Below are 20,059 nucleotides of genomic sequence, written 5' to 3'. Positions count from 1 at the left end.
ATCGTCTATAACAAAACCATCTGCTACGGTCGCTCCATGGACAAGGAGACGACCCCTTCCACCCTGCCGCGGTCCCGCTGGGCCGCGCTCGGCGTGCTGTCGGCGACCATGCTGATGGCGATCCTCGACGGCAGCATCGTCACCGTCGCCGCCCCCGCCATCCAGGCCGACCTCGGCTTCTCCCCCGCCGGGCTCAGCTGGATCATGAACGCCTACCTGATCCCGCTCGGCGGCCTGCTGCTCCTCGCCGGCCGGCTCGGCGACCTCGTCGGCCGCAAGACGCTGTTCCTCGCCGGGAACGCGGTGTTCACGGCGGCCTCCGCGCTCGCCGGGGCGGCCACCACGTCCGGCGTGCTGATCGCCGCCCGCCTCCTGCAGGGCGTCGGCGGAGCGCTCGCCACGGCCGTCGTCCTCGGCATCCTCGTGACGCTGTTCACCGACCCGCGCGAGCGGGCGACGGCGATCGGCATCTTCAGCTTCACCGGCGCGGCGGGCGCGTCCATCGGGCAGGTCCTCGGCGGCGTGCTCACCGACGCGCTGAGCTGGCACTGGATCTTCCTGATCAACCTGCCGATCGGCCTCGCCACGATCCTGCTGGCGCTCCCCGCCCTGCCCCGCGACCGCGGGCTCGGCCTGTCCGCCGGCGCCGACATCGCCGGGGCCCTGCTGGTCACCTCCGGGCTGATGCTCGGCATCTACACGGTCGTGAAGGTCGAGGGCCACGGCTGGATCTCGCCCCACACGCTGGGCCTCGGCGCGGTGGCGCTGCTGCTGCTCGCCGGGTTCGCCGTCCGGCAGGCGCGGGCGGCGACCCCGCTGATGCCGCTGCGGATCCTGCGCTCGCGGAACGTGGCCGGCGCGTACGCCGTCCAGCTGCTCACCCTGTCGGCGATGTTCTCGTTCCAGGTGGTCGTCGCCCTCTACATGCAGCAGGTGCTCGGCTACAGCGCGCTGGACACGGGCCTGGCGATGCTCCCGGCCGCCGTCGCGATCGGCGCGGTGTCGCTGCTGGTGTCGGCGCGGCTGTCGAACCGGCTCGGTGAGCGGTTCGTGCTGATGGCGGGCCTGGTGCTGCTGGTCGGCGCGATGGCGTGGCTGACGACCGTCCCGGTGGACGCTGACTACGCCACCGACCTGCTCCCGGTGTTCGTGCTGGTCGCGGGCGCCGGGCTCGTCCTGCCGTCTCTGACCGGGCTCGGCATGTCGAGCGCCCGCCCGCAGGACGCGGGCCTCGCGTCGGGGGTGTTCAACACCGTCCAGCAGGTGGGGATGGCGCTGGGCGTCGCGGTCCTGACGACGCTCGCCGCGTCCCGCACCGAGACCCTCCGCGCGGACGGGCAGGACGCCGCCCACGCCCTCACCGGCGGCTACCACCTGGCGTTCGGCGTCTCCGCCGGGCTCCTGGTGGCCGCGCTGGCGGTGTCCCTTCTCGTCCTGCACCGCCCGAAGCCCCAGGCCACCGCTCCGGCGGGGCCCGGGCCGGCTAGTGGGGCAGGACGAGAAGCAGCAGCGGAAGGCCGGCGATGACCGGGACGGCGACCGACGCGGCGAGGCGCATGCGGCGCGACACCGGCTCCGGCTCCAGCAGGCGGTTCACCCGCGCCATCACCGGGATGTCGCCGTGCGCGACGCCGAGCGTCCCGGACGGGGCGGCGGCCGGGCGGGCGGCGGCGAACCGCAGCAGCGCCGTCGCCAGCTCGCGCGCCGGGTGGTGGTGCCGGGCCCGGTCGTCGGCGGCCATCTCGATCAGCAGCTCCACCGCGTCCAGGCACCGCCCGACCAGGTGGAACTGCGGGAACACCTGGCGCAGCGACGTGAAGGGCAGCAGCACCAGGTCGTGGCGCTCGCGCGCGTGCGCGCGCTCGTGCGCGAGGACCGCGGCCAGCTCGCCGCGGTCGAGCAGCTCCAGCGTCCCGGCGCTGACGACGACCTTGTGCGAGCGGACGCCCGGCACGCAGTACGCGGCGGCGCCCGGATGATCGAGGACGAGCGTGCCGGGCACGGACGAGTCGCGGCGCGACACCAGCGCGAGCAGCGCCCGGTGCCGCCGCCGGGCCCGGAACACCCGGACCACCGCGAACATCAGCATGACCAGCAGCACGCCCGCCAGGCTGATCGCGCCGAGCAGCGCCGCGACCTGCACGGCGCCGAGCCGCGCCGCCTGGTCGTCGTAGAGGCCGGGCAGCCCGCCGAGGACGCCCTTGCGGTACGGGAGGAGGGCGAGGCCGAGCAGCGCTCCGATGGTGGCGACGCCCCAGCACAGCCCCAGGGCCTGCCAGAGCGCGATACCGATGCGCGGCGCTCGCCACGTCCACCGAGCGCGGGACAGGAAGTGCGCCCCGCCGACGGTCCCGAGAGAGATCAAGGCGAGCAGGGCGGCGCCGGTCATGCCGGTGGTTCCTTACTCGTGAGGCCCGCGAGGGTCTCCCGGATCACGTCGATCTCGTCCCGGGACACGGACCGGACGAAGTGCGCGAGCGCCGCGTCCCGGTCGCCGGTCTCGTTCAGCGCGCCCAGCATGAGCTCGGTCACGTACATCTCCCGGCTCGCGACCGGGTGGTAGCGCCAGGCGCGGCCGTCGCGCTCGCGCTCCAGGAAGTCCTTCTTGGCGAGCCTGTCCAGCACGGTCATGACCGTGGTGTGGGCGAGGTCCCGGTCGCCGGCGAGCGCACGGCTCACGTCACGGGCGGTCGCCGCCTCGTGGCCGGCGTCCTCCCGCGCCCACAGGACCTCCATGACCGTGCGTTCAAGCTCTCCCAGACCCTTCACGGCTTCAAGGTTATCCGACCGATACCGAGGTCACCACGTCAGGTAGTACTACCGCTGGTAGGGGGCCCGGCGAGGCCCAGCTCGTAGGCGATGATGACCAGCTGGACCCGGTCGCGGGCGGCCAGCTTCGCCAGCAGCCGCGCGACGTGCGCCTTCGCCGTGGCGACGCTGATGTAGAGCTCGTCGGCGATCTCCTGGTTGGACAGGCCGCGCCCGACCAGGGCCAGCACCTCGCGCTCGCGGTCGGTGATCCCGGCGACCTGCCGCGGCTCGGCCCGCTCCGGCGCCGCGGCGGGTTCGGGACGGGCGGCGAACTCCTCGATCAGCCGCTTGGTGACGCCGGGCGCGATCAGCCCGTCCCCGCCCGCGACGACGCGGATCGCCGCGAGGATCTCCTCCAGCGCCATGTCCTTGACCAGGAAGCCGCTCGCACCCGCCTTCAGCGAGCCGTACACGTACTCGTCGTCGTCGAACGTGGTCAGCATGATGACGTGCGCCCCGGTGATGCGGCGGGTGGCCTCGATGCCGTCCATGTCGGGCATGCGGATGTCCATGACGACGACGTCGGGCCGGAGGTCCTCGACCAGGTCGACCGCCTCGCGGCCGGTTCCGGCCTCGCCGACGATCTCCAGGTCCGGGGTGTCGGCGATCAGCACGCGCAGCCCGGCGCGGATGAGCGGCTGGTCGTCGGCCAGCACGACGCGGATCGTCATGCCGCCGCCGGCGCCGGGATGCGGGCCGCCACCCGGAACCCGCCCGCGGGGCACGGCCCGGCGGCGAACTCGCCGCGCAGCAGCGCGACCCGCTCCCGCATCCCGACGAGGCCGTACCCGGCGCCGACCACGCCGCCGCGCCCCTCGTCCGCCACCTCGATCGCGAGCTCACCCTCGCGGTAGTCGATCGTCACCCGGCACTGGTCCGTGCCCGCGTGCCGGACGACGTTCGTGACCGCCTCCTGGACGATCCGGTAGGCCGAGAGGTCGACGTCCGGCGGGAGCGCCCGCGGCTCCCCCGTCCGGCGGATGTCGACCTCGACCCCGGCGTCCGCGGTCGCCGCCGCCAGCCCGTCGAGGTCGGCCAGGCCCGGGGCGGGGCCGAGCGGCGCGGGATCGTCGGCGCGGAGCGCGGTCAGCATCCGCCGCAGCCCCGACAGGGTGTCGCGGCTGGTGGCCTCGATCGCGCCCAGCGCGTTGCGGGCCTCCGCCGGCTGCGTCTCGATCACCCGTCCGCCCACGCCCGCCTGGATCGCGATGATCCCGATGCTGTGCGCGACCATGTCGTGCAGCTCGCGGGCGATCCGGAGCCGCTCGGCGGCGACGGCCTGCGCGGTCTCCCGCTCGCGCATCTCCTCGGCGTGCGCGCGCCGCACCCGGATGGAGTTCCCCGTCATCCACACGACGACCATCGCCAGGACGATGGTGAGCAGGAGCACCTCGTCCGGCATCAGGAACGCCGTGACGGACAGGAGCTGCAGGACGCCGGTGACGACCGCCACGGAACCCGAGACCCGGCGCCGACGCGTCGCGGCGATGTAGCAGACCGCGAGGTCGGTGAGCAGGATCTCCCCGCCCGCGACGGCGCCGTTCTCCGTCTCCGCCAGGGCCAGGATCCAGGCGAAGAGCAGGATCGCGTGGGCCGGGAGGGGATGCCGCCGCAGCAGCACCGCGACGAGCACAGTGCTGGCGGCGCAGAGCAGGATGTCCACTTCCGGCGAGACGAGCCACCCGCTGGAGAGGACGAGGAACAGGACGCCGGGATAGAGAGCGGCTCCCGACCAGAGGAGAACCGCCCCGCTGAGGCGGCGCACTCGGGCTGACATGCGCCGATCGTAACCGCCGGCCGTTCCCCCACACATTGGCCCGCAGGCGTAATCCCGTGGGCTAACGGGCGTTCCGCGAATGTGTGCGACGGCCCGATGCGCGAAAACCGGGCCCACCGACACCGTTATCCGCATGAAACGCTGGGTGCCACTGCTCTTGGCCATCGAAGTCGCGGCAATAGCAATTTTCTCTCTCGCCTACGACTCACTGGATTTCCGCATCTACTGGCTGGGCGGGGACGCCATAGCAGACGGCACCCGCCTCTACACGGAACAACTGGCCGACCACTGGTTCACCAACACCCCGTTCTTCGCCGCTCTCTTCACTCCCCTCTCCCTGCTACCCCTGACCGTGGCCCGCGTGATCTGGCAATTCGCCGCGCTGGCCGCCTTCATCTGGGCCTGCCGGGCGGCTCTGAGACTGACCGGCCGGCGGGCTCCTCTCATCGCGGTCGTAGCGGCCGGCCTCCTATTGGAACCGGTCTACCACTCGTTCTTCCTGGGCCAGGTCAACCTCTTCCTGCTGGCCCTGGTCCTGGCCGACATGCACCGCGCCGCCCAGGGCCGCCCCGCCGGAATCGCCATCGGCATCGCGACCGCGATCAAACTGACCCCGGCCGTCTTCGTCGTCCTGCTCCTGCTGACAAGGCGCACGAGAGACGCCGTGACCGCGACGGCGACCTTCGCCGCCTGCACCCTGCTCGCCTACGCCATCGCCCCGGAAGCGTCCCGCGTCTATTGGCTGGACACTTTCTACGACACGTCCCGCGTGGGCGTCCCGTACATCAGCAATCAATCCCCTTACGGCACGCTGACCCGCATATTGCGCGGGACGGCCGAAGTAGGCGACTGGTACACCGCCATCCCCCTGACGATCGGCGCGATCGGCCTGGCGATCGCCGTCCTATGGGCCAGGCGGGGCGACTGGCTGGCCGCAACGGCGGTAACAGGGGCCACCGGCCTACTGGTCTCCCCCATCTCCTGGGCGCACCACTGGGTATGGATCGTCCCGGCCCTGGCGGTACTCCTCAGAAACGGCAACCGCAAAACCGCCCTGGCCGCCTACGTCCTCTTCGCGCTCTCACCCCTCTGGTGGACGCCCCACAACGGCCACCCGCTCCAATACGGCTTCCACATCTTCCTGACCCCGATCGCCAACTGCTACCTGCTGGCCGGCATGGCCTTCCTGGCCCACATGGCGATCCGCCTCAAGACCGCCCCGCCCACCGGTCAAGGTGAACAGCGGCGTCCAGTGCCCGCCGCTGCCGCCACCCGTGCCGTTCGAGATCCGGAGCGGGTTGCAGACGGCTGACCGGCCCAAGACACAGCCAGGCGACCGGACGAACGTCCACCGGAATGCCGAGCAACTCACGCAGATAGGCCTCCCGGTAGAACGACACCCACCCCACGCCGAGGCCCTCCGCCGTAGCGGCCAGCCACAGGTTCTGAATGGCCAGGCAGACCGAGTACAGCCCCGCGTCCGCGATCGCGTGCCGTCCCAGAACCGCAGGCCCGCCCCGAGCGGCGTCGTAAGTGACCACAACGGAAAGGGAAGACTCCAGAACCCCATCAATCTTGATCTTCGCGAACCGCTCAGCGGCGTCCCCACGCAGACCGCGAGCGAATACGGCCCGCTCCCCCTCGACATGCTCATGAAAGGCACGCCGAAGCCGGGCATCCCTCACCAGAATGAAATCCCAGGGCTGCGACAGCCCCACGCTCGGCGCGGCATGCGCCGCCGCGAGCACCCGGTCGAGAACGTCCCGGGCAATGGGCGCACCGGTGAACTCGGCACGCACATCGCGGCGGCGGTGGATGACGTCGTAAAGCTCCATGGCAGGCTCCCGCTGCGTCGGGCCGCCACAGGGCGGCCGCGTGGAGCGGGGCCGGTCTTCGGACTCCCGGATCGACGCCGGCCGCCCGCCTTCCCAGCCTTCCGGCCAGTGGCCGCGCAAACGCGCGTGGACGGCAGCTCCCCGGTCACCGCGGCGGGCCCGTGCCGGATTCACACCGGCTTCCCGATTCTCCCCACGAAGGGGCACCCCGCATCAGTTCATGCCACCGGCGACCCTACCGCCGTCAACGCTCACGACCGAAGGCCGGGTCGATGAGCCCCAGCCAAGCCCCCTGGTCGTCCGCGAGCGGCCGCACCAACGGCAACGCCACGAACCGGCACGCAAACCTCAACCCCGCATCGCCGCCATCACCGTCCACCACGTGCTCCCACGCATCCGCCACGGACGCCCCCGCGACAAGATGAAAAAACGACGTCTTGCGAGGCTCGCCAGTGCAAGGATGCGGCTTCTCCTCAACAGCAACACGCCGAACAACCGAGACATCGCCAAGCCCCGTCTCCTCAAAAACCTCCCGCAGAACGGCACGCACCAGATCTTCGCCGCCCCTCACACCACCCGCAGGCACCTGAGTCCCCGCGTCCGGCATGCCGACGTGGTCGAAGACGAGCAGCTCAGGACCGGAGCCGTACCTGACCACATAAGCGGCGACACGAATCCTGGGCGGACTCAAACGCCGGGACCAAGCGACAGCCGCCCCGGCGGCGGGTAGGGCAGGTCCGGCCGCGAGCCGGCGGAAAGCCCGTCGAGGGCCAGTTCGAGATAACGCCGCCAGGCCTGCGGCTCATGGTCCAGCAGCGGCGCCGCCGTGTGCTGGATGCCGGTCAGCAGCAGGACCACATCGGTGCCGGTGACGTCCGGCCGCACGGCCCCCTGCCGCCGGGCACGGTCGGTGATCTCCTCCGCGACGTCGCGCAGCCGCTGGATCGCCTCCCGCACCTGCTCGCTCTGCAGCGACGGACGGCCGACGACCTCGCAGAACGCCCGGTCCCTGACGAAGATCTCCACCCCGGCGGCCATGAACTCCCGCAGCGCCCGCCCGGCATCGTCGTCCTCCAGCAGCGCGGTCCCGGTGCTCTCCAGCTCGTCCAGCATGCCGAGCATGATCGCCGCGAGCAGATCGGCCTTGGAGGAGAAGTGCCGGAAGACCGTGCCCTTGCCCACCCCGGCGCACTCCGCGATCTCCCCGATGGACACCTCGACCCCGCGCTCGGCGAACGTCCGGGCCGCGGCGTCCAGCAGCAGCCGCCGATTGCGCACCGCGTCACTGCGCGACGGGACGGTTCTGGCCATGTGCCGCTCCTTCCTCCAGCGCCCACTCTATCTAAGGTGACCAATCGGTCCGCTTATGAGCTAGGCTAAGGTGACCACCCGGTCCGCTTAGGTGGGCCACGAAAGGACACGACATGAACGACACGCTCGCCGGAAAGGTCATCCTGGTCACCGGAGCGTCCTCGGGCATTGGCGAGGCGACCGCACTGGCCCTGTCCACCGCCGGCGCGAGCCTGGCCGCCGGCGCCCGCCGAGCCGACCGCCTGACGGCCCTGGCGGACAAGGCACCGGGCGAGGTGCTCCCCCTCGACCTGGACGTGACGGACCAACGGTCAGTGCAGGCCGCGGTCGCCGCGACCGTCGAACACTTCGGCGGCCTGGACGTCCTGGTGAACAACGCCGGGGTGATGCTCAGCGGCCCGATCGCGGGCGCCGACACCACCGAATGGACCCGCATGGTCGAAACGAACCTGCTCGGCTCGATGTACGCGGTCCACGCGGCCCTGCCGCACCTCCTGGAGAGCAAGGGCACCGTCCTCCAGGTCTCCTCGACGTCAGGACGGATCGCATCAGCGGGCGGCGGCGTCTACGCCGCGACGAAGTTCGGCGTCAACGCCTTCTCCGAGGCACTCCGGCAGGAAGTCACCACCCAGGGCGTGCGCGTGGTCCTGGTGGAACCGGGCTTCGTCTCCACCGAACTGGCCGACCACATCTCCGACCCGGCAAGCCGAGCAACCGCCCAGCAGATGGCCTCGGCCATGCGCACACTCCAACCCGAAGACATAGCCAACGCCGTCGTGTACGCACTCACGCAGCCTGAACACGTCGCGGTCAACGAGATCCTCATCCGCCCAACCGACCAGACCCAATAACAGCCCACCCCACCACCCCGCCGACCGCATGAACGGCCTCCGACCAAGGCAGCAGGAACCAAACTGGTGGGACGGACCCTGTCGGCGGGGCAACCGGCGCCGCGCGTCCCTACGGGAGCCCCGCGATGCCCCAGCACGGCGGACACCCAGGCAACTGATCGTGTCCATCAAAGACAGAAACGCAATACACGGGCTCCAGCAACCACCGGCCGCCTCGCTCCGCAAACGTCGCCGACATTCAGCAACGGCGGCGGACAACCGGGGTGGGTCTTCAGGGCCGTGCCGGCAGGACGCCGGCGCAGGCCTGGCCGATCACGTGCCTTCTAGGACGAGCGCGGTGGGCGGCCAGGGCGGGCGCGTCTCCGGGCTTGTGGTGGGGCGTCCGCGTGTGGGGGTGTGGACGCGGGCCTGGCGCGTGGCCTCCCCCAGTACAGCGGGTGATTAGAGTGCCGCTGTGGCGAGCAGACGCAGGGTCCGCCGCTCGGTGGTGGGCAGAGCGGTCTACGGCTGGTGTTTCGCGCATCGGCACGACCGGGCGCGAGGCTACCCCGGGTGCAGCAGCACGGTGACGCTGTGGCGCCGAGGAGAGTCGGGCCGTCTACGTCTGGTGTTCAGGCCGCAACACGACCGGGTCATCGCTGATGGTCACTTCGATGAGGGCGCGGCGATGCGCCTACCGGACCGGGCGTATCTGAACCTCCACAAGCCCAGCACCGTTCGTGCACTGATGGAGGAGGCCATAGCCAGTGGGCTGTGGCCCACTGTCGGAACAGTCGAAGTGGACGGTTGGGCCCTGTTCGACGCCGTGACGCCAGACGCTGAACACCGCTAACTCCCCCGGACGAGCCCTAACTGGATGGACGGTCGCACGCCCGTGCCGTTGGGACGACGACGACCGAGCGTCGGCCTGCTGATCTTGTGACCCGGGAGCGCCGTGGGCGGTCGGGGTGAGCGTCTCCTGACCCGTGGTGGTGGTTGGAGGGGCCGCGTCCGAGAGCCTGGGGTTCTGGGCTTGCGGTGCGGTCACACCGCCTTCGGCCAGCATGGTCCTCGGCCAGTCTGAGTGGATAGGGCCCGGCCAGTCTGAGTGACCGGGCCTCGAGCCGTGCGGGCGGGGTGATAGGTGGGCGGGTGCTCGCGCCTGTGAACCCGTGGCGGCCCTGTTCGAGCGTGGTGGGTGACTAGCCGGGGGCGGCTGCAGAGCCGTGCGGGGGGGTTGCGTCCACGGAGGTGGTGTATGAGTTTGACCTGGTCAGAGGGCGTGGCGTCGTGACGTGAGACGGCCATCGCGTGATCCTTCGAATCGACCAAGATCAGAAGGAGAGGAACGCGATGGCCGTGGACAACAGTGTGGACCCTGCGGGGTGGCTGGCCGAGCAGATCGGGGTGTGTGAGCCCGATGTGTTGCGGTCGATGGTCAAGACGATGGCCGAGGCCCTCATGTCGGCGGAGGCGGACGCGGTCTGCGGCGCCGACTACGGGACCCGCTCAGAGGACCGGGTGAACCGCCGCAACGGCTACCGGGTCCGGGACTGGGACACCCGCGCCGGCACCGTGGAGTTGGCGATCCCGAAGCTGCGGTCGGGGTCCTACTTCCCCGAGTGGCTGCTGGAGCGGCGTCGCCGGGCCGAGCAGGCCCTGGTCTCGGTGGTGGCCACCTCCTATCTCCTGGGGGTGTCGACGCGCAGGGTGGACAAGCTGGTGGAGCAAATGGGCATCAAGGGCATCTCCAAAAGCCAGGTGTCGGAGATGTCCAAGGTGCTGGACGCGCAGGTGGCGGCGTTCCGGAACCGGCCGTTGGAGAGCGGCCCGTATGCGTTCGTGTGGGTGGACGCCCTGACTCAGAAGGTCCGTGAGGGCGGCCGGATCGTGAACGTGCATGTGCTGGTGGCCACCGGGGTCAACGCCGACGGGCACCGCGAGATCCTCGGGGTCGAGGTCACTTCGGCCGAGGACGGAGCCGGCTGGCTCGCCTTCCTGCGCGGGCTCGTCGCGCGCGGCCTGTCGGGCGTCCAGATGGTGATCTCCGATGCGCATCGGGGCCTGGTCGAGGCGATCGGGTCGACGCTGCCGGGCGCGGGCTGGCAGCGGTGCCGGACGCATTACCTGCGCAACCTGCTGACCAGGGTGCCCAAGTCGGCGCAGCCGTGGGTGGCGACGCTGGTGCGGACCATCTTCGACCAGCCCGCCGCCGAGGAGGTCCATGCCCAGCACGCACGGGTCGTCGCCTCGCTGGAGGCCAAGCACCCCGACGCGGCCGAGCACCTGGACCAGGCCAGACCCGATCTGCTGGCCTTCACCGGCTTCCCGCGCCAGCTCTGGCGGCAGATCTGGTCCAACAACCCGCAGGAGCGCCTGAACAAGGAGATCCGCAGGCGCACCGACGTGGTCGGGATCTTCCCCGACCGGGCCGCGATCGTCCGCCTGGTCGGCGCGGTGCTGATGGAGCAGACCGACGAATGGACCGAGGCCCGCCGCTACATGGGCCCGGAATGCCTCGCCAAAGCCCGGCTGCGCGTCATCGACGGCACCACACCCGACCCCGCTACCGAGCAGCAGGAACTCACCGCTTAACCTGCAGAAACAGGATCACGCGAAGATCAACTCTTACACCACTCCAGTGGACGTCACCTGCGGGTGGGGCGCGGTGGTCGCGGGCGTGGGTCTGCCACTCCTGTGACCTGGGCCGGGCGTGGTCGGGTAGCGGGGCCGAGGGGTGTCTCCGGGATCATGGTGGCGGCGCGACCGGGCGTGGGGCTGTGAATTTGCGACCAAACCATGTCCGATTTGGCCAACGCGGCCTTCGACGAGTCTGAGGCGAGGGCCTGGCCGGTGCTGGCGAGGCACCCTGGCGCAGGGGCACATACCTGCGATCCATGCCGGCTTTGGTCTGCATGGCAGGTGGTCAGCTTGGGCGGGAGGCTGCGGCTGGGCTCGTGGATGCGGGCCGCTGGGTGCGGTGGTTGAAGGCCGACGACACCTTCACTCCGGTCAAGGCGGCTCCCCGCTGCCTGCTGTTCTCCGCTGTCAATCCCGAGAACCTGATGATGTGCGCGGCGGTCGGCATCGCCATCGCCCGGGGAGTGCTGAGTGCCGGTGGGCGGGCCGTGTCGGTCGCCGTCTTCGTGGTGATCGCGGCGCGCAGTGTGGCCGTCCCCGTGCTCGCGGGCCTGGCCTTGCTGGTCGCGCGGTTTGAGCCAGGGCGGCGGCTGGGGTCGAGTTGGGGAGAGCGGCTCGCTGCCCGCCCGTGTTGGCGGGACGAGCTGCGGGTGGGCGTGGGTGTGGCGTCATGCAGCCGGTAGGCCCGGGACCAGTGGGGCGGGCGGCCAGCCGGTGTCGAGGGGCCTCCGGCTCACTGGTAGGTCGGTCCGGAGCGGGCCGGGGGCGTGCGGTTATGCGATTCGGCTTATCGGGGGTGTGGAAAGTCAGCCGGGATGGTGGTCCAAGGCAGTGGGCCTGTGGCTAGCGGGGCAGGCGGCATCCGTGGCAGGCGGTACCGGTGGCGGGCGCCGAGGTGGACCACCGGCCGGTGTGGAGGGCCTTCGCCTTACTGATTGGCCGGCCCAGGGCCGCAGACGTGCGGCATGCGGCTCGGCTTATCGGAGGCGGGTAGCTGGACTGGGTGGTGGTCCGCGATGGTGGGCGTGGGGCCAGTGGGGTGGGCGGCCAGCCGGGTGGACGGAAAGCCGGGGTGGACGGAAAGCCGGGGGTGGACGGAAAGCCGGGGGTGGACGGTCTCCGCCCACATTGGTTGGCCTCCGGGCCGGGCTGGGGGGTGCGGTTATGCGGTTCGGCTTGTCGGGGGTGGATAGCCGGCCGGGGAGGGTGGTCCATGGCGGTGGGCCTGTGGCCAGCTGGGTGGTCGGGTCTGGGCTGTGGGCATGTGGTCATGGCGTCTGAGGCCGGGGTGGTGGGTGATCGTGGTGCGGGCGCTGTCAGGCCCCGCATGGGTGGAGCGGTCGGTGTCAGTGCGGGACCTGCGGCCACGCGACCTCGACCGGCACGGTAGGCGGCCGGGTTGGGGCCACGGCCCCCGGCCGGGCCCGCGCCGAAGGAGCAGCCGGGTCTGACCTAGGGCGTGGGCATGGGCGTGGGTGTGGGTGTGGGTGTGGGTTCATGCGGCCTGGGGCCAGGGTGGTGGGCGGCCGGGTTGGGGCAGGGTTCTGGTTCCGGGTGGGTGGAGGCGGTAGGTGTAGCGGCCGTCGAGTGCTTTGGTGATGTGGAGCCGGTGGGGGTGGGTGTGTTTGTAGCGGTTGTGCCAGCCGCAGGTGAGGGTGAGTTGGTCGATGTCGGTGGGGCTGTGGCCGAGGGCCCAGCCGTGGACGTGGTCGACCTCGCACAGCGTCCCGGGCACCTCGCATCCCGCGACGGCGCAGGTGGCGTACAGGGTTTCCAGGACCTGGCGTTGGGGAGCGGTGGCGAACCGGACCTTGTGGCCGAGGTAGAGGGGCAGGTTTCCGCGTCCCAGGAGGAGGGGTGAGACTCCGGCGTTGAGCGCGATGCGGCGGGCTTGGGCGGCGGGGATCGGGGTGCCGTCGGTGAGACGGGCGGGGGTGGTGGCGCCGGTGAGGGTGTCCAGGTCGCAGATGACGGTGACGCGGGTGGCCCTGTGCCCGCCCGACAGGACTGTGGTGAGTGCGGCGGCGGTGCGTTCGGACAGGTCGCGGTGGTCGTCGGTTCCGGCGGGTTTGGCCAAGGGCGCGAGGGTGCCGTCGAAGATCGCGGCGTCTTCGGCGTTGAGCCAGCCCTTGATGTAGCGGCCGCCGTCCAGGGAGCGGGTCGAGTCGATCCACGACCGCTCATACCCCCGCGCCACGTCTTCGGGGGCCTGCTCGGTGCCGTCGCGTTCGGCGATGACGTCGCCGATCCGCTTGCCGAAGCCGGCGATCTTCCCGGCGGAGAAGCGCTGGTCGACCATGCCCAGCAGGATCGTCTCGGCCTTGCCGCAGTCGTGGTCGTCGAGGCGGGTGACTGCGTCGGCGATGGTGGCGGCGTACCCGGCCGACAGTTCGCCGGTGGCCCACCGCTCGGTCATCTCCGGCAGACGGTGGGCCTGGCGGGCCAGCGTGAGGCGCTCCTTGGCGCGGGCTTCGCGCATACCGAGGCGGGACCGCAGCCAGGACCGGGTGGAGGGGAAACCCCACCGCTGCACTTCGCGAGTCCGGTCGACGGTGCCGATCAATCGCGACAGGGCGGCTTCATGCAGATCGGTGGCGGCGGCGAGGGTCTCGGTGAGGTCCATGCACACCGCCGCCGAGTCGGGTGCGGCACGGGAGGCGAGTTCGGCGGCGATCGCCGATGCCGCGTCCACCAATTCCATGGTGGACGCGGTATCGAGGTCGACCGCGATTGAACTCATACCCCAATGATATCCGGCCGCCCCTCACTTCACCCTTTCGGACCGGAATTCTTCCATGATTCTTTTCGGGTCTTGTCGATCAATGAGTGCCCATTATTCACAAAGGCTCATTTCGGGCATTTTGATTTCGTTGCCCTGCCGGGTGTTGTCGTTGTGTGTTTCTGGTTGGTGGTTCTGGTTGGGGTGGGGGCGGCGCGTCGGGCAGGGGGCAGGCGGAGCCTGCCCTCTGCCCGACGAAAGCTGCGCTCAGGGGCCGCAGAGGCTCCGAAGTCAAGGGTCAATGCCACTTAGTTAGTGCTGGTGCGTCGGCTTCTTCACATATCCACAGGGTGGTTTGTGGATTAGTTCATTTTTGGGTTTTCGTGGACGTGGAAGTAGCGGTCGATCTACCGTGCGACGATGGATGAGGCTGCTGCGCGTGGTTCGGGTTCGGCTGGTGTGCTGGTAGATCAGATCGGTATCGGGGTTTTGACGCGCTTGGTGCCGCGTGAGCTGGTGGATGAGGTGATCGCCGCTGCCGGACGCCGGGAAAAGCGGGTGCGGCTGCTGCCTGCGCGTGTCGTGGTCTATTTCGTCATGGCGATGACGTTGTTCCATGCGGACGCGTATGAGGAAGTGATACGTAAGCTGGTGCAGGGCCTGCGCGGGTTGCGGATCTGGCGGAACGAGTGGGTGGTGCCGTCGTCCGGTGCGTTGACCCAGGCACGTCGGCGGCTTGGGGCCGAGGTGATGCGTGATCTGTTCTTCCGTGTCGCGGTTCCCTGTGCCCGGCGGTCGACCCAGGGCGCGTGGCTGGGGCGGTGGCGGCTGATGGCCCTTGACGGCTTCGACATCGAAGTGCCCGACAGCGCCGCGAACGCCGAACGTTTCGGGTATGCGGGGAAGAAAAAGGACGAGAAAGGCGTGTTCCCCAAAGTGCTGGTGGTCGGGCTGGCCGAATGCGGCACCCACGCCATCGTCGGAGCTGAGTTCGGTGCGCAGCACGATACCGAGATCGCGCTGGCGACCCGGCTGCTGGGCTCGGGGATCGTGGCCGAGGACATGCTGGTCATCGGCGACCGGGGCATGTACAGCAACGAACATCTGCAACGGATCAGAGATGCTGGAGCGGACGCGTTGCTGCGCGCCAAGATCAATGTTCTGCTTCCGGTCATCAAATGGCTCCCCGATGGGTCTTATCTGTCATATTCGGCGAACCGCAGAGCCCGCACCGCCGCGTCCAAACGCTTGGCGGCCGGGACTATGGAACTGACCGAACTTCCCGGCCTGTACGTCCGGGTCGTGGAATATGAAGTGACCAACCGTGGATAGGATGAACTGTTCACCCTCGTCACCACCATCCTTGACCCCCTGGACGCGCCCGCGACAGAACTCGCCGCCGCTTACCATGAGCGGTGGGAGATCGAAGCGGCCATCGGCGAGATGAAAACGCACCAGAAGGGCGCCGGAGCGTTGTTGCGCTCGAAGTCACCCGAGATGGTCGAGCAGGAACTGTGGGGGATGCTGCTGACATACTACGGCGTCCGGCACCTCATGGCCGAGGCCGCGGATCAAGCGGAATTGGATCCAGACCGGTTGTCGTCCATCCGCTCACTTCGCATCGTCCGCCGGCAGGTAGGAGGCCCGGCGGATTTTTCCCCCACCGCACCTTGAGCGCGCGACCGCCGACACCATCGCCGAGATAGTCGAACGACCGAACCCGCCACGGCGTCTACGAAGCTATCCACGCGTTACCAAACGCCAGCGGTACACGTCCTACCGAGTCAAACGACCCGCAGACAGCTGCACCTATCACACGGAAGAACCCGCCATCAAGATTCTGGGTTCCGCAGCCTAACTAAGTGGCATTGAGTCAAGGGTGGGACGGAGTCCCATCGCGAAGCGACGCCGAAGGCGCCCTTGACTTTGGAGGGGCGGCCCCGTACGCAGCGCCGCCCCCACCACAATTCCACGAACATCTCTCGCACGAACCTCCTCCAGCGACCACACCGCACCTTCTCAACTGTTGACCTATCTCACCTGCACGGCACGTCACGCTTTAACCATGACGTCTCAAAATTCGATGCTGTCGCCAGGCGACCTCCCTTCCCACTAGAGGGAATGAAAGGGCAACAAACACCAGCCACCGGTGCCCGTGAAGCGAACCGCTGGGGACACCGGGTTGCACTGGGGCGGAAGGTCGACTCCAGGGCGCCCCCATCGCAGTCCACCTAGATACGGTGGCGTATCCAGATACGGTCATGTATCCTGTGAGCCATGGCAGGACGAGAGACGCGGGCCGAGCGGCAGCAGCGCACGCGTGCTGAGCTTGTGGTGTCGGCAGCGCAGCTGTTCGCGGAGCGCGGGGTGGCCGCCACCTCCGTCGAGGCGATCGCGGAGGAGGCCGGGTACAGCCGTGGCGCGTACCACAGCAATTTCGAGACGAGGGAAGAGATCCTCAACGCCGTGGTCGACCGCGTGGTCGGGAAACTGGGGCCGGAGCTTGCGGCAACGCTGCGCAGCGAAGGTGATGTCCTAGGCCGCCTCGCGTCGTACATCTGTACTTTTCTTACGTACTGCGCGCAGCGACCAGTGGAGACGCGGGCCTTGATAGCAGTCGTCGCGCACAGGGCGGCAACGGCGGCGGAATCCTACGACGATCTCGTGGCGGCGTCCCTTTCCGACCTGGTGGCGCTGTTCGAGGAAGGCCAGCGCAGTGGCGAACTGCGCCGATTCGACCCCGTCATGATGGCCTCGATGCTTCGCCGCGCTCTCGATAGTGAAGGGCTGCGAGTGGCACTCGGGGCTCCAGTGGACCACGTCATCAGCGAACTGACCGCGACATTCAGCCAAGCGACACGTTCCAACGAGAAAGCTTGAATCCATGCCCGTCAAGACCTTCCGCCAGATGGTGCTTCGCGAACGTCCGAGCGCGGGCATCACCGCCGACACGTTCGCTGAGCAGACCATGCCAGTGCCTTCGCTGCAAGACGGTGAAGCGTTGGTAGAGGTCGTTTGGCTCGGCATCGACGCCACACAGCGGACGTGGCTCAACCCCGACGCCACCTACACCGCACCCGTAGGAATCGGCGATGTGATGCGCGGTAGCGGCGTCGGCCGCGTGGTCGCCTCCCGGAATGCAGCGCTGCCGGAAGGGCAGTGGGTTTATGGCGACCTAGGCTGGCGGGAGTATGTCGTGGCCCGCGACGGCGGACTGTTCGGCGTCAATCCCGTCCCGGACGGTATCGATCCGCGCCACATGCTCACCGTGTTCGGCGTGAGCGGGCTGACGGCATTCTTCGGTATGTCACGCGTCCTGAACATCGCGGACGGAGACACCGTGCTGGTCACCGGCGCGGCCGGGAGCGTGGGCTCGCTCGCCGGGCAGATCGCGCGACTCCTCGGCGCTCGGGTCATCGGCACCGCCGGCTCGCCCGAAAAGGTCGCCTGGGTGAAGGACGTCGCCGGGTTCGACGCGTGCGTCGATTACCGCGCCGACGACGTCCCGGCCGCTTTGCAGGCCTTCGCGCCCGACGGGCTCACCGCCGTCTTCGACAACGTGGGCGGTGTTCTCCTGGAGAACGCGCTCGACCGGCTGGCCATCCATGCGCGCATCGCACTCTGCGGGTCGATCTCGTCCGGCTACACGGCCACCGGCTATGGGACGGGGCCGTCCAACTACATGCAACTGGCTTTCCGGCGGGCTCGCATGGAGGGCTTCATCTTCTTCGATTACCTCTCCGAATTTCCCGAAGCGCTGTCTCGTCTCGCGGGGTGGCTGGCCGCGGGGGAACTGCATTGGGCCGAAGACGTCATCGACGGGCTGCACAACGCTCCTACCGCGCTGCAACGGCTTTTCGACGGTGCCAATCTCGGAAAGCAGCTCGTTCGGGTGAGTTAGGTGAGGTGAGCCCGGCGGCGGACGGCGGACGCCGGACGGACGGGCAACTATTAGCCGTCGCCGGGAGCTGCTGTGAGGGCGGCGGCGTCGAGCTGGTTCAGGTAGTCGTTGAGCTGAGCGGACGCCTTGAGCATTGCAAGTCCCCGCGCTGTCAGCTTCTCTTGCCAGTCGTCAAGGGAACGGGACAGCGCATCGGTGCCGCCCGCGGTTCGGATTTGCTGGACCACGGCGGCAATGTGGTCCAGCAGGTATCCCCCGCGCCGAAGGAGATGGGCCAGTTCGGCATCGCGGACGTCGGTCGTGCGGAAGACGCGGTACCCGGTGGCCGGGTCGCGTTCGGGGACGATGATCCCGGCGTCCTCCCAGTTGCGCAGGGTCGCGGTGGTGACGCCTAGCCGGTGGGCGAGATCCCCGATGGTCCCGATGGCCCCGATGGTCCCGATGGCGCTGATGGCGGCGGCGTCCGGACGAACAGAATCGGCGACATCCGGGGATACAGGGCCTGCGGCGTCCGGGTGGGCTGGGGTGGTGTTCGCCTCGGCCGTCAGGTGTTCCACCGCCTGCCGCACCGAGCTGAGGGTGTCCCGGTCGCGGAGGAGTTGGTGATGGCCACGGTCGATGACGGTCAGGGCGTCGTCCAGCCGGTCGTCGTGGAGCGCGTTCATGACCTGGCCCGCCGCCGCGTAACCGAGCGCCTGGACGAGGGAGAGGTAGGCGCGGAGAGCGGCGGCGTGCGCCTCGGTGTAGATGCGGTAGCCGCTGGCGGAACGCCGCGCCGCCGGGATGAACCCGTCCCGCTCGTAGTTGCGGACGGCCTGTGCCGAGATGCCATGCTCCCGCGCGAGATCGAACGGACGCAATCAGATCACCTGTTTGAGGCTTTGCGGCACGGGTCTTCGTCCATCACCCTGAAAGTATCAACTGAACTCCAGCGATGCAGTTCAGTTCTCTCGACTCGCCCGGGCTCCCCGCCACACCGGCGAGACCATCTCGTCCGGCTGACGGGGAGCCGCTGCAACCAGGCGAGCCCGCCTCTGGCTAGCTCGCCAGGATCCGTCTGAAGGGCAGCGCGAGAAGCAGGGCCGCCGCGACGAGGACGCCGCTCGTCCAGACCGGGCCGAGGTCGGCGAGACTGGTGTCGAGCGTTGCGGCGGCGGCGAGCGGTCCCGCGACGGCACCGACGTTGAGCGCCGCCGTCGCATATGAACCACCCATGGTCGGGGCCCCGGACGCCTCGTAGAGGACGCGCGCGATCAGTGTGCTCCCGAGAGCGAACGAGAGCGTCCCCTGGACGAACACAAGGCCGAGCAACGCGACCGGGCTGGCGGCGAAGGCGCCCAGGGCCAGCCACCCCAGCAGCAGAAGGGGCCCGCCGACCGCGATGACGAGGCCGGGGCGCTTGTCCGACAGACGTCCGGCGGTGGTGACGCCGGCGAAGGAGCCGAGCCCGAACAGCACCAGCACGGCGGACACCCAGATCGGCGCCAGCCCGGCGGTGCCGGTGACGATGGGCGCGAGGAAGGTGAAGGTCCCGAAGGTCGCGGCGTTCACCAGCGCGCCGAGCAGCATCACGAGGACCAGCCGCGGCCTCCGCAGCTGCGCGAGTTCGACCTGCAGCGCCGGGCCGTCCGCCTCGTCCGGCCGTCCGGTACGCGGGGGAAGGCCGCGCAGGACGCCGATGGCGGCGGGCAGGCACAGAACGGCGACCGCCCAGAAGGTGGCCCGCCAGCCGAGCAGGGTGCCGAGGACCGCACCACCGGGGACCCCGGCGATGGTGGCGGCCGTCGTGCCGGACAGCAGGACGGCCAGCGCGCGCCCCTTCCGGTCGCCCGGCACGAGCGCGGCCGCCGTCGCCAGCGCGACCGCGAGGAACCCGGCGTTCGCGAGTGCGGCGACGATCCGGGTCACGACCAGCACCGGGAAGCTCCCGGTGACGGCACCGACGGCGTGCGCCACGAGGAACACGCAGATGAAGCCGAAAAGGCTGGTCCGCCGCGGCCAGGTGCGCGCGACCGCCGCCACCAGCGGCGCACCCGCGACCATGCCGAGCGCGAACGCGGAGGTCAGCAGACCGGCGGTCCCGACGGGGACGCCGAGGTCGGCGGCGATGTCCGGCAGCAGGCCGGCGAGCATGAATTCCGAGGTTCCCATGGCGAAGACCGCCACGGCGAGCAGGTAGAGCGGAAGAGGCACCGCATGGCTCCGAGGTGAGGCGAGATCGGACGAGTCGTCTCG

At 69.6% G+C, this 20,059-nt stretch carries 17 protein-coding genes, 1 pseudogene and 1 riboswitch; of the genes and pseudogenes, 8 read left to right on the top strand and 10 right to left on the bottom strand.

Annotation, left to right across the window (positions count from 1 at the left end):
* Window positions 1-36: 36 nt before the first annotated feature.
* Window positions 37-1,527: an MFS transporter gene (locus tag HUT06_RS06320; protein ID WP_217711225.1), complete on the top strand. Its 1,491-nt coding sequence runs from the start codon at window positions 37-39 to the stop codon at window positions 1,525-1,527.
* On the opposite strand, the gene HUT06_RS06315 is transcribed toward HUT06_RS06320, so the two are convergent.
* From HUT06_RS06315 to HUT06_RS06300, 4 genes are read right to left on the bottom strand one after another with little or no spacing between them, the layout of a single operon-like run.
* Window positions 1,484-2,389 carry a M56 family metallopeptidase gene (locus tag HUT06_RS06315; RefSeq protein WP_176194848.1) on the bottom strand — a complete coding sequence of 302 codons (906 nt, stop codon included), beginning with the start codon at window positions 2,387-2,389 and terminating at the stop codon, window positions 1,484-1,486. The two genes, HUT06_RS06320 and HUT06_RS06315, sit on opposite strands and share 44 nt — an antisense overlap.
* Window positions 2,386-2,769, bottom strand: coding sequence for a BlaI/MecI/CopY family transcriptional regulator (locus HUT06_RS06310; RefSeq protein ID WP_176194847.1), 384 nt, complete (start codon window positions 2,767-2,769; stop codon window positions 2,386-2,388). Before HUT06_RS06310 ends, HUT06_RS06315 begins: the two co-directional genes overlap by 4 nt.
* A gap of 38 nt (window positions 2,770-2,807) precedes the next feature.
* A complete protein-coding gene (locus tag HUT06_RS06305; RefSeq protein ID WP_176194846.1) occupies window positions 2,808-3,482 on the bottom strand; it encodes a response regulator transcription factor in 675 nt (224 codons plus the stop codon).
* Complete coding sequence (locus HUT06_RS06300; protein ID WP_176194845.1) at window positions 3,479-4,588, bottom strand: sensor histidine kinase; 1,110 nt, start codon at window positions 4,586-4,588, stop codon at window positions 3,479-3,481. Before HUT06_RS06300 ends, HUT06_RS06305 begins: the two co-directional genes overlap by 4 nt.
* 133 nt (window positions 4,589-4,721) lie before the next feature.
* Between HUT06_RS06300 and HUT06_RS06295 the strand changes: the two genes are divergently transcribed.
* Entirely contained in the window at window positions 4,722-5,900 is a 1,179-nt protein-coding gene (locus HUT06_RS06295; RefSeq protein ID WP_176194844.1) for a glycosyltransferase 87 family protein, read from the top strand.
* Here the strand turns inward: HUT06_RS06295 and bluB are convergent.
* The 3 genes from bluB to HUT06_RS06280 all read right to left on the bottom strand — a co-directional run bounded on the left by bluB (window position 5,797) and on the right by HUT06_RS06280 (window position 7,734).
* The gene (gene bluB, locus HUT06_RS06290; RefSeq protein WP_176194843.1) at window positions 5,797-6,423 is read right to left on the bottom strand and encodes a 5,6-dimethylbenzimidazole synthase; all 627 of its coding nucleotides are present in this window, start codon (window positions 6,421-6,423) and stop codon (window positions 5,797-5,799) included. The two genes, HUT06_RS06295 and bluB, sit on opposite strands and share 104 nt — an antisense overlap.
* 31 nt (window positions 6,424-6,454) lie before the next feature.
* Window positions 6,455-6,649: riboswitch (cobalamin riboswitch) on the bottom strand.
* Between the two features lie 18 nt (window positions 6,650-6,667).
* On the bottom strand, window positions 6,668-7,114 hold the full coding sequence (locus tag HUT06_RS06285; RefSeq protein ID WP_176194842.1) for an NUDIX domain-containing protein: 447 nt from the start codon (window positions 7,112-7,114) through the stop codon (window positions 6,668-6,670).
* Entirely contained in the window at window positions 7,111-7,734 is a 624-nt protein-coding gene (locus tag HUT06_RS06280) for a TetR/AcrR family transcriptional regulator (RefSeq protein WP_176194841.1), read from the bottom strand. Before HUT06_RS06280 ends, HUT06_RS06285 begins: the two co-directional genes overlap by 4 nt.
* A gap of 113 nt (window positions 7,735-7,847) precedes the next feature.
* On the opposite strand from HUT06_RS06280, the gene HUT06_RS06275 reads away from it, so the two are divergent.
* The 3 genes from HUT06_RS06275 to HUT06_RS06265 all read left to right on the top strand — a co-directional run bounded on the left by HUT06_RS06275 (window position 7,848) and on the right by HUT06_RS06265 (window position 11,887).
* On the top strand, window positions 7,848-8,585 hold the full coding sequence (locus tag HUT06_RS06275) for an SDR family NAD(P)-dependent oxidoreductase (RefSeq protein WP_176194840.1): 738 nt from the start codon (window positions 7,848-7,850) through the stop codon (window positions 8,583-8,585).
* A gap of 1,332 nt (window positions 8,586-9,917) precedes the next feature.
* Window positions 9,918-11,159, top strand: a complete 1,242-nt coding sequence (locus HUT06_RS06270) for an IS256 family transposase (RefSeq protein ID WP_176194839.1) — start codon at window positions 9,918-9,920, stop codon at window positions 11,157-11,159.
* 389 nt (window positions 11,160-11,548) lie between these two features.
* Window positions 11,549-11,887 carry a hypothetical protein gene (locus HUT06_RS06265; RefSeq protein ID WP_176194838.1) on the top strand — a complete coding sequence of 113 codons (339 nt, stop codon included), beginning with the start codon at window positions 11,549-11,551 and terminating at the stop codon, window positions 11,885-11,887.
* Window positions 11,888-12,699: 812 nt separating this feature from the next.
* On the opposite strand, the gene HUT06_RS06260 is transcribed toward HUT06_RS06265, so the two are convergent.
* The gene (locus HUT06_RS06260; protein WP_176194837.1) at window positions 12,700-13,944 is read right to left on the bottom strand and encodes an HNH endonuclease signature motif containing protein; all 1,245 of its coding nucleotides are present in this window, start codon (window positions 13,942-13,944) and stop codon (window positions 12,700-12,702) included.
* Window positions 13,945-14,343: 399 nt separating this feature from the next.
* On the opposite strand from HUT06_RS06260, the pseudogene HUT06_RS06255 reads away from it, so the two are divergent.
* From HUT06_RS06255 to HUT06_RS06245, 3 genes and pseudogenes are all read left to right on the top strand, one after another.
* Window positions 14,344-15,597, top strand: a pseudogene (locus HUT06_RS06255) (IS4 family transposase).
* A gap of 603 nt (window positions 15,598-16,200) precedes the next feature.
* On the top strand, window positions 16,201-16,803 hold the full coding sequence (locus tag HUT06_RS06250) for a TetR/AcrR family transcriptional regulator (protein WP_176194836.1): 603 nt from the start codon (window positions 16,201-16,203) through the stop codon (window positions 16,801-16,803).
* Window positions 16,804-16,807: 4 nt separating this feature from the next.
* Window positions 16,808-17,824, top strand: coding sequence for an NADP-dependent oxidoreductase (locus HUT06_RS06245; protein WP_176194835.1), 1,017 nt, complete (start codon window positions 16,808-16,810; stop codon window positions 17,822-17,824).
* A gap of 50 nt (window positions 17,825-17,874) precedes the next feature.
* Here HUT06_RS06245 and HUT06_RS06240 read toward each other — a convergent pair whose 3' ends face one another.
* Together HUT06_RS06240 and HUT06_RS06235 are read right to left on the bottom strand one after the other, a co-directional pair.
* Entirely contained in the window at window positions 17,875-18,684 is an 810-nt protein-coding gene (locus HUT06_RS06240; protein WP_176194834.1) for a TioE family transcriptional regulator, read from the bottom strand.
* A gap of 178 nt (window positions 18,685-18,862) precedes the next feature.
* A complete protein-coding gene (locus tag HUT06_RS06235) occupies window positions 18,863-20,017 on the bottom strand; it encodes a Cmx/CmrA family chloramphenicol efflux MFS transporter (RefSeq protein ID WP_176194833.1) in 1,155 nt (384 codons plus the stop codon).
* Window positions 20,018-20,059: the final 42 nt, after the last annotated feature.

The sequence above is a fragment of the Actinomadura sp. NAK00032 genome, assembly GCF_013364275.1.
Taxonomy (GTDB): Bacteria; Actinomycetota; Actinomycetes; order Streptosporangiales; family Streptosporangiaceae; genus Spirillospora.
This window is presented reverse-complemented; position numbering and strand designations above follow the sequence as displayed.

Coding starts and splice junctions, on each gene's coding strand:
- HUT06_RS06280 (WP_176194841.1), bottom strand. CDS start 7,734: ATGGCCAGAACCGTCCCGTCGCGCAGTGACGCGGTGCGCAATCGGCGG.
- HUT06_RS06275 (WP_176194840.1), top strand. CDS start 7,848: ATGAACGACACGCTCGCCGGAAAGGTCATCCTGGTCACCGGAGCGTCC.
- HUT06_RS06270 (WP_176194839.1), top strand. CDS start 9,918: ATGGCCGTGGACAACAGTGTGGACCCTGCGGGGTGGCTGGCCGAGCAG.
- HUT06_RS06245 (WP_176194835.1), top strand. CDS start 16,808: ATGCCCGTCAAGACCTTCCGCCAGATGGTGCTTCGCGAACGTCCGAGC.
- HUT06_RS06300 (WP_176194845.1), bottom strand. CDS start 4,588: ATGTCAGCCCGAGTGCGCCGCCTCAGCGGGGCGGTTCTCCTCTGGTCG.
- HUT06_RS06250 (WP_176194836.1), top strand. CDS start 16,201: ATGGCAGGACGAGAGACGCGGGCCGAGCGGCAGCAGCGCACGCGTGCT.
- HUT06_RS06295 (WP_176194844.1), top strand. CDS start 4,722: ATGAAACGCTGGGTGCCACTGCTCTTGGCCATCGAAGTCGCGGCAATA.
- HUT06_RS06315 (WP_176194848.1), bottom strand. CDS start 2,389: ATGACCGGCGCCGCCCTGCTCGCCTTGATCTCTCTCGGGACCGTCGGC.
- HUT06_RS06320 (WP_217711225.1), top strand. CDS start 37: ATGGACAAGGAGACGACCCCTTCCACCCTGCCGCGGTCCCGCTGGGCC.
- bluB (WP_176194843.1), bottom strand. CDS start 6,423: ATGGAGCTTTACGACGTCATCCACCGCCGCCGCGATGTGCGTGCCGAG.
- HUT06_RS06260 (WP_176194837.1), bottom strand. CDS start 13,944: ATGAGTTCAATCGCGGTCGACCTCGATACCGCGTCCACCATGGAATTG.
- HUT06_RS06305 (WP_176194846.1), bottom strand. CDS start 3,482: ATGACGATCCGCGTCGTGCTGGCCGACGACCAGCCGCTCATCCGCGCC.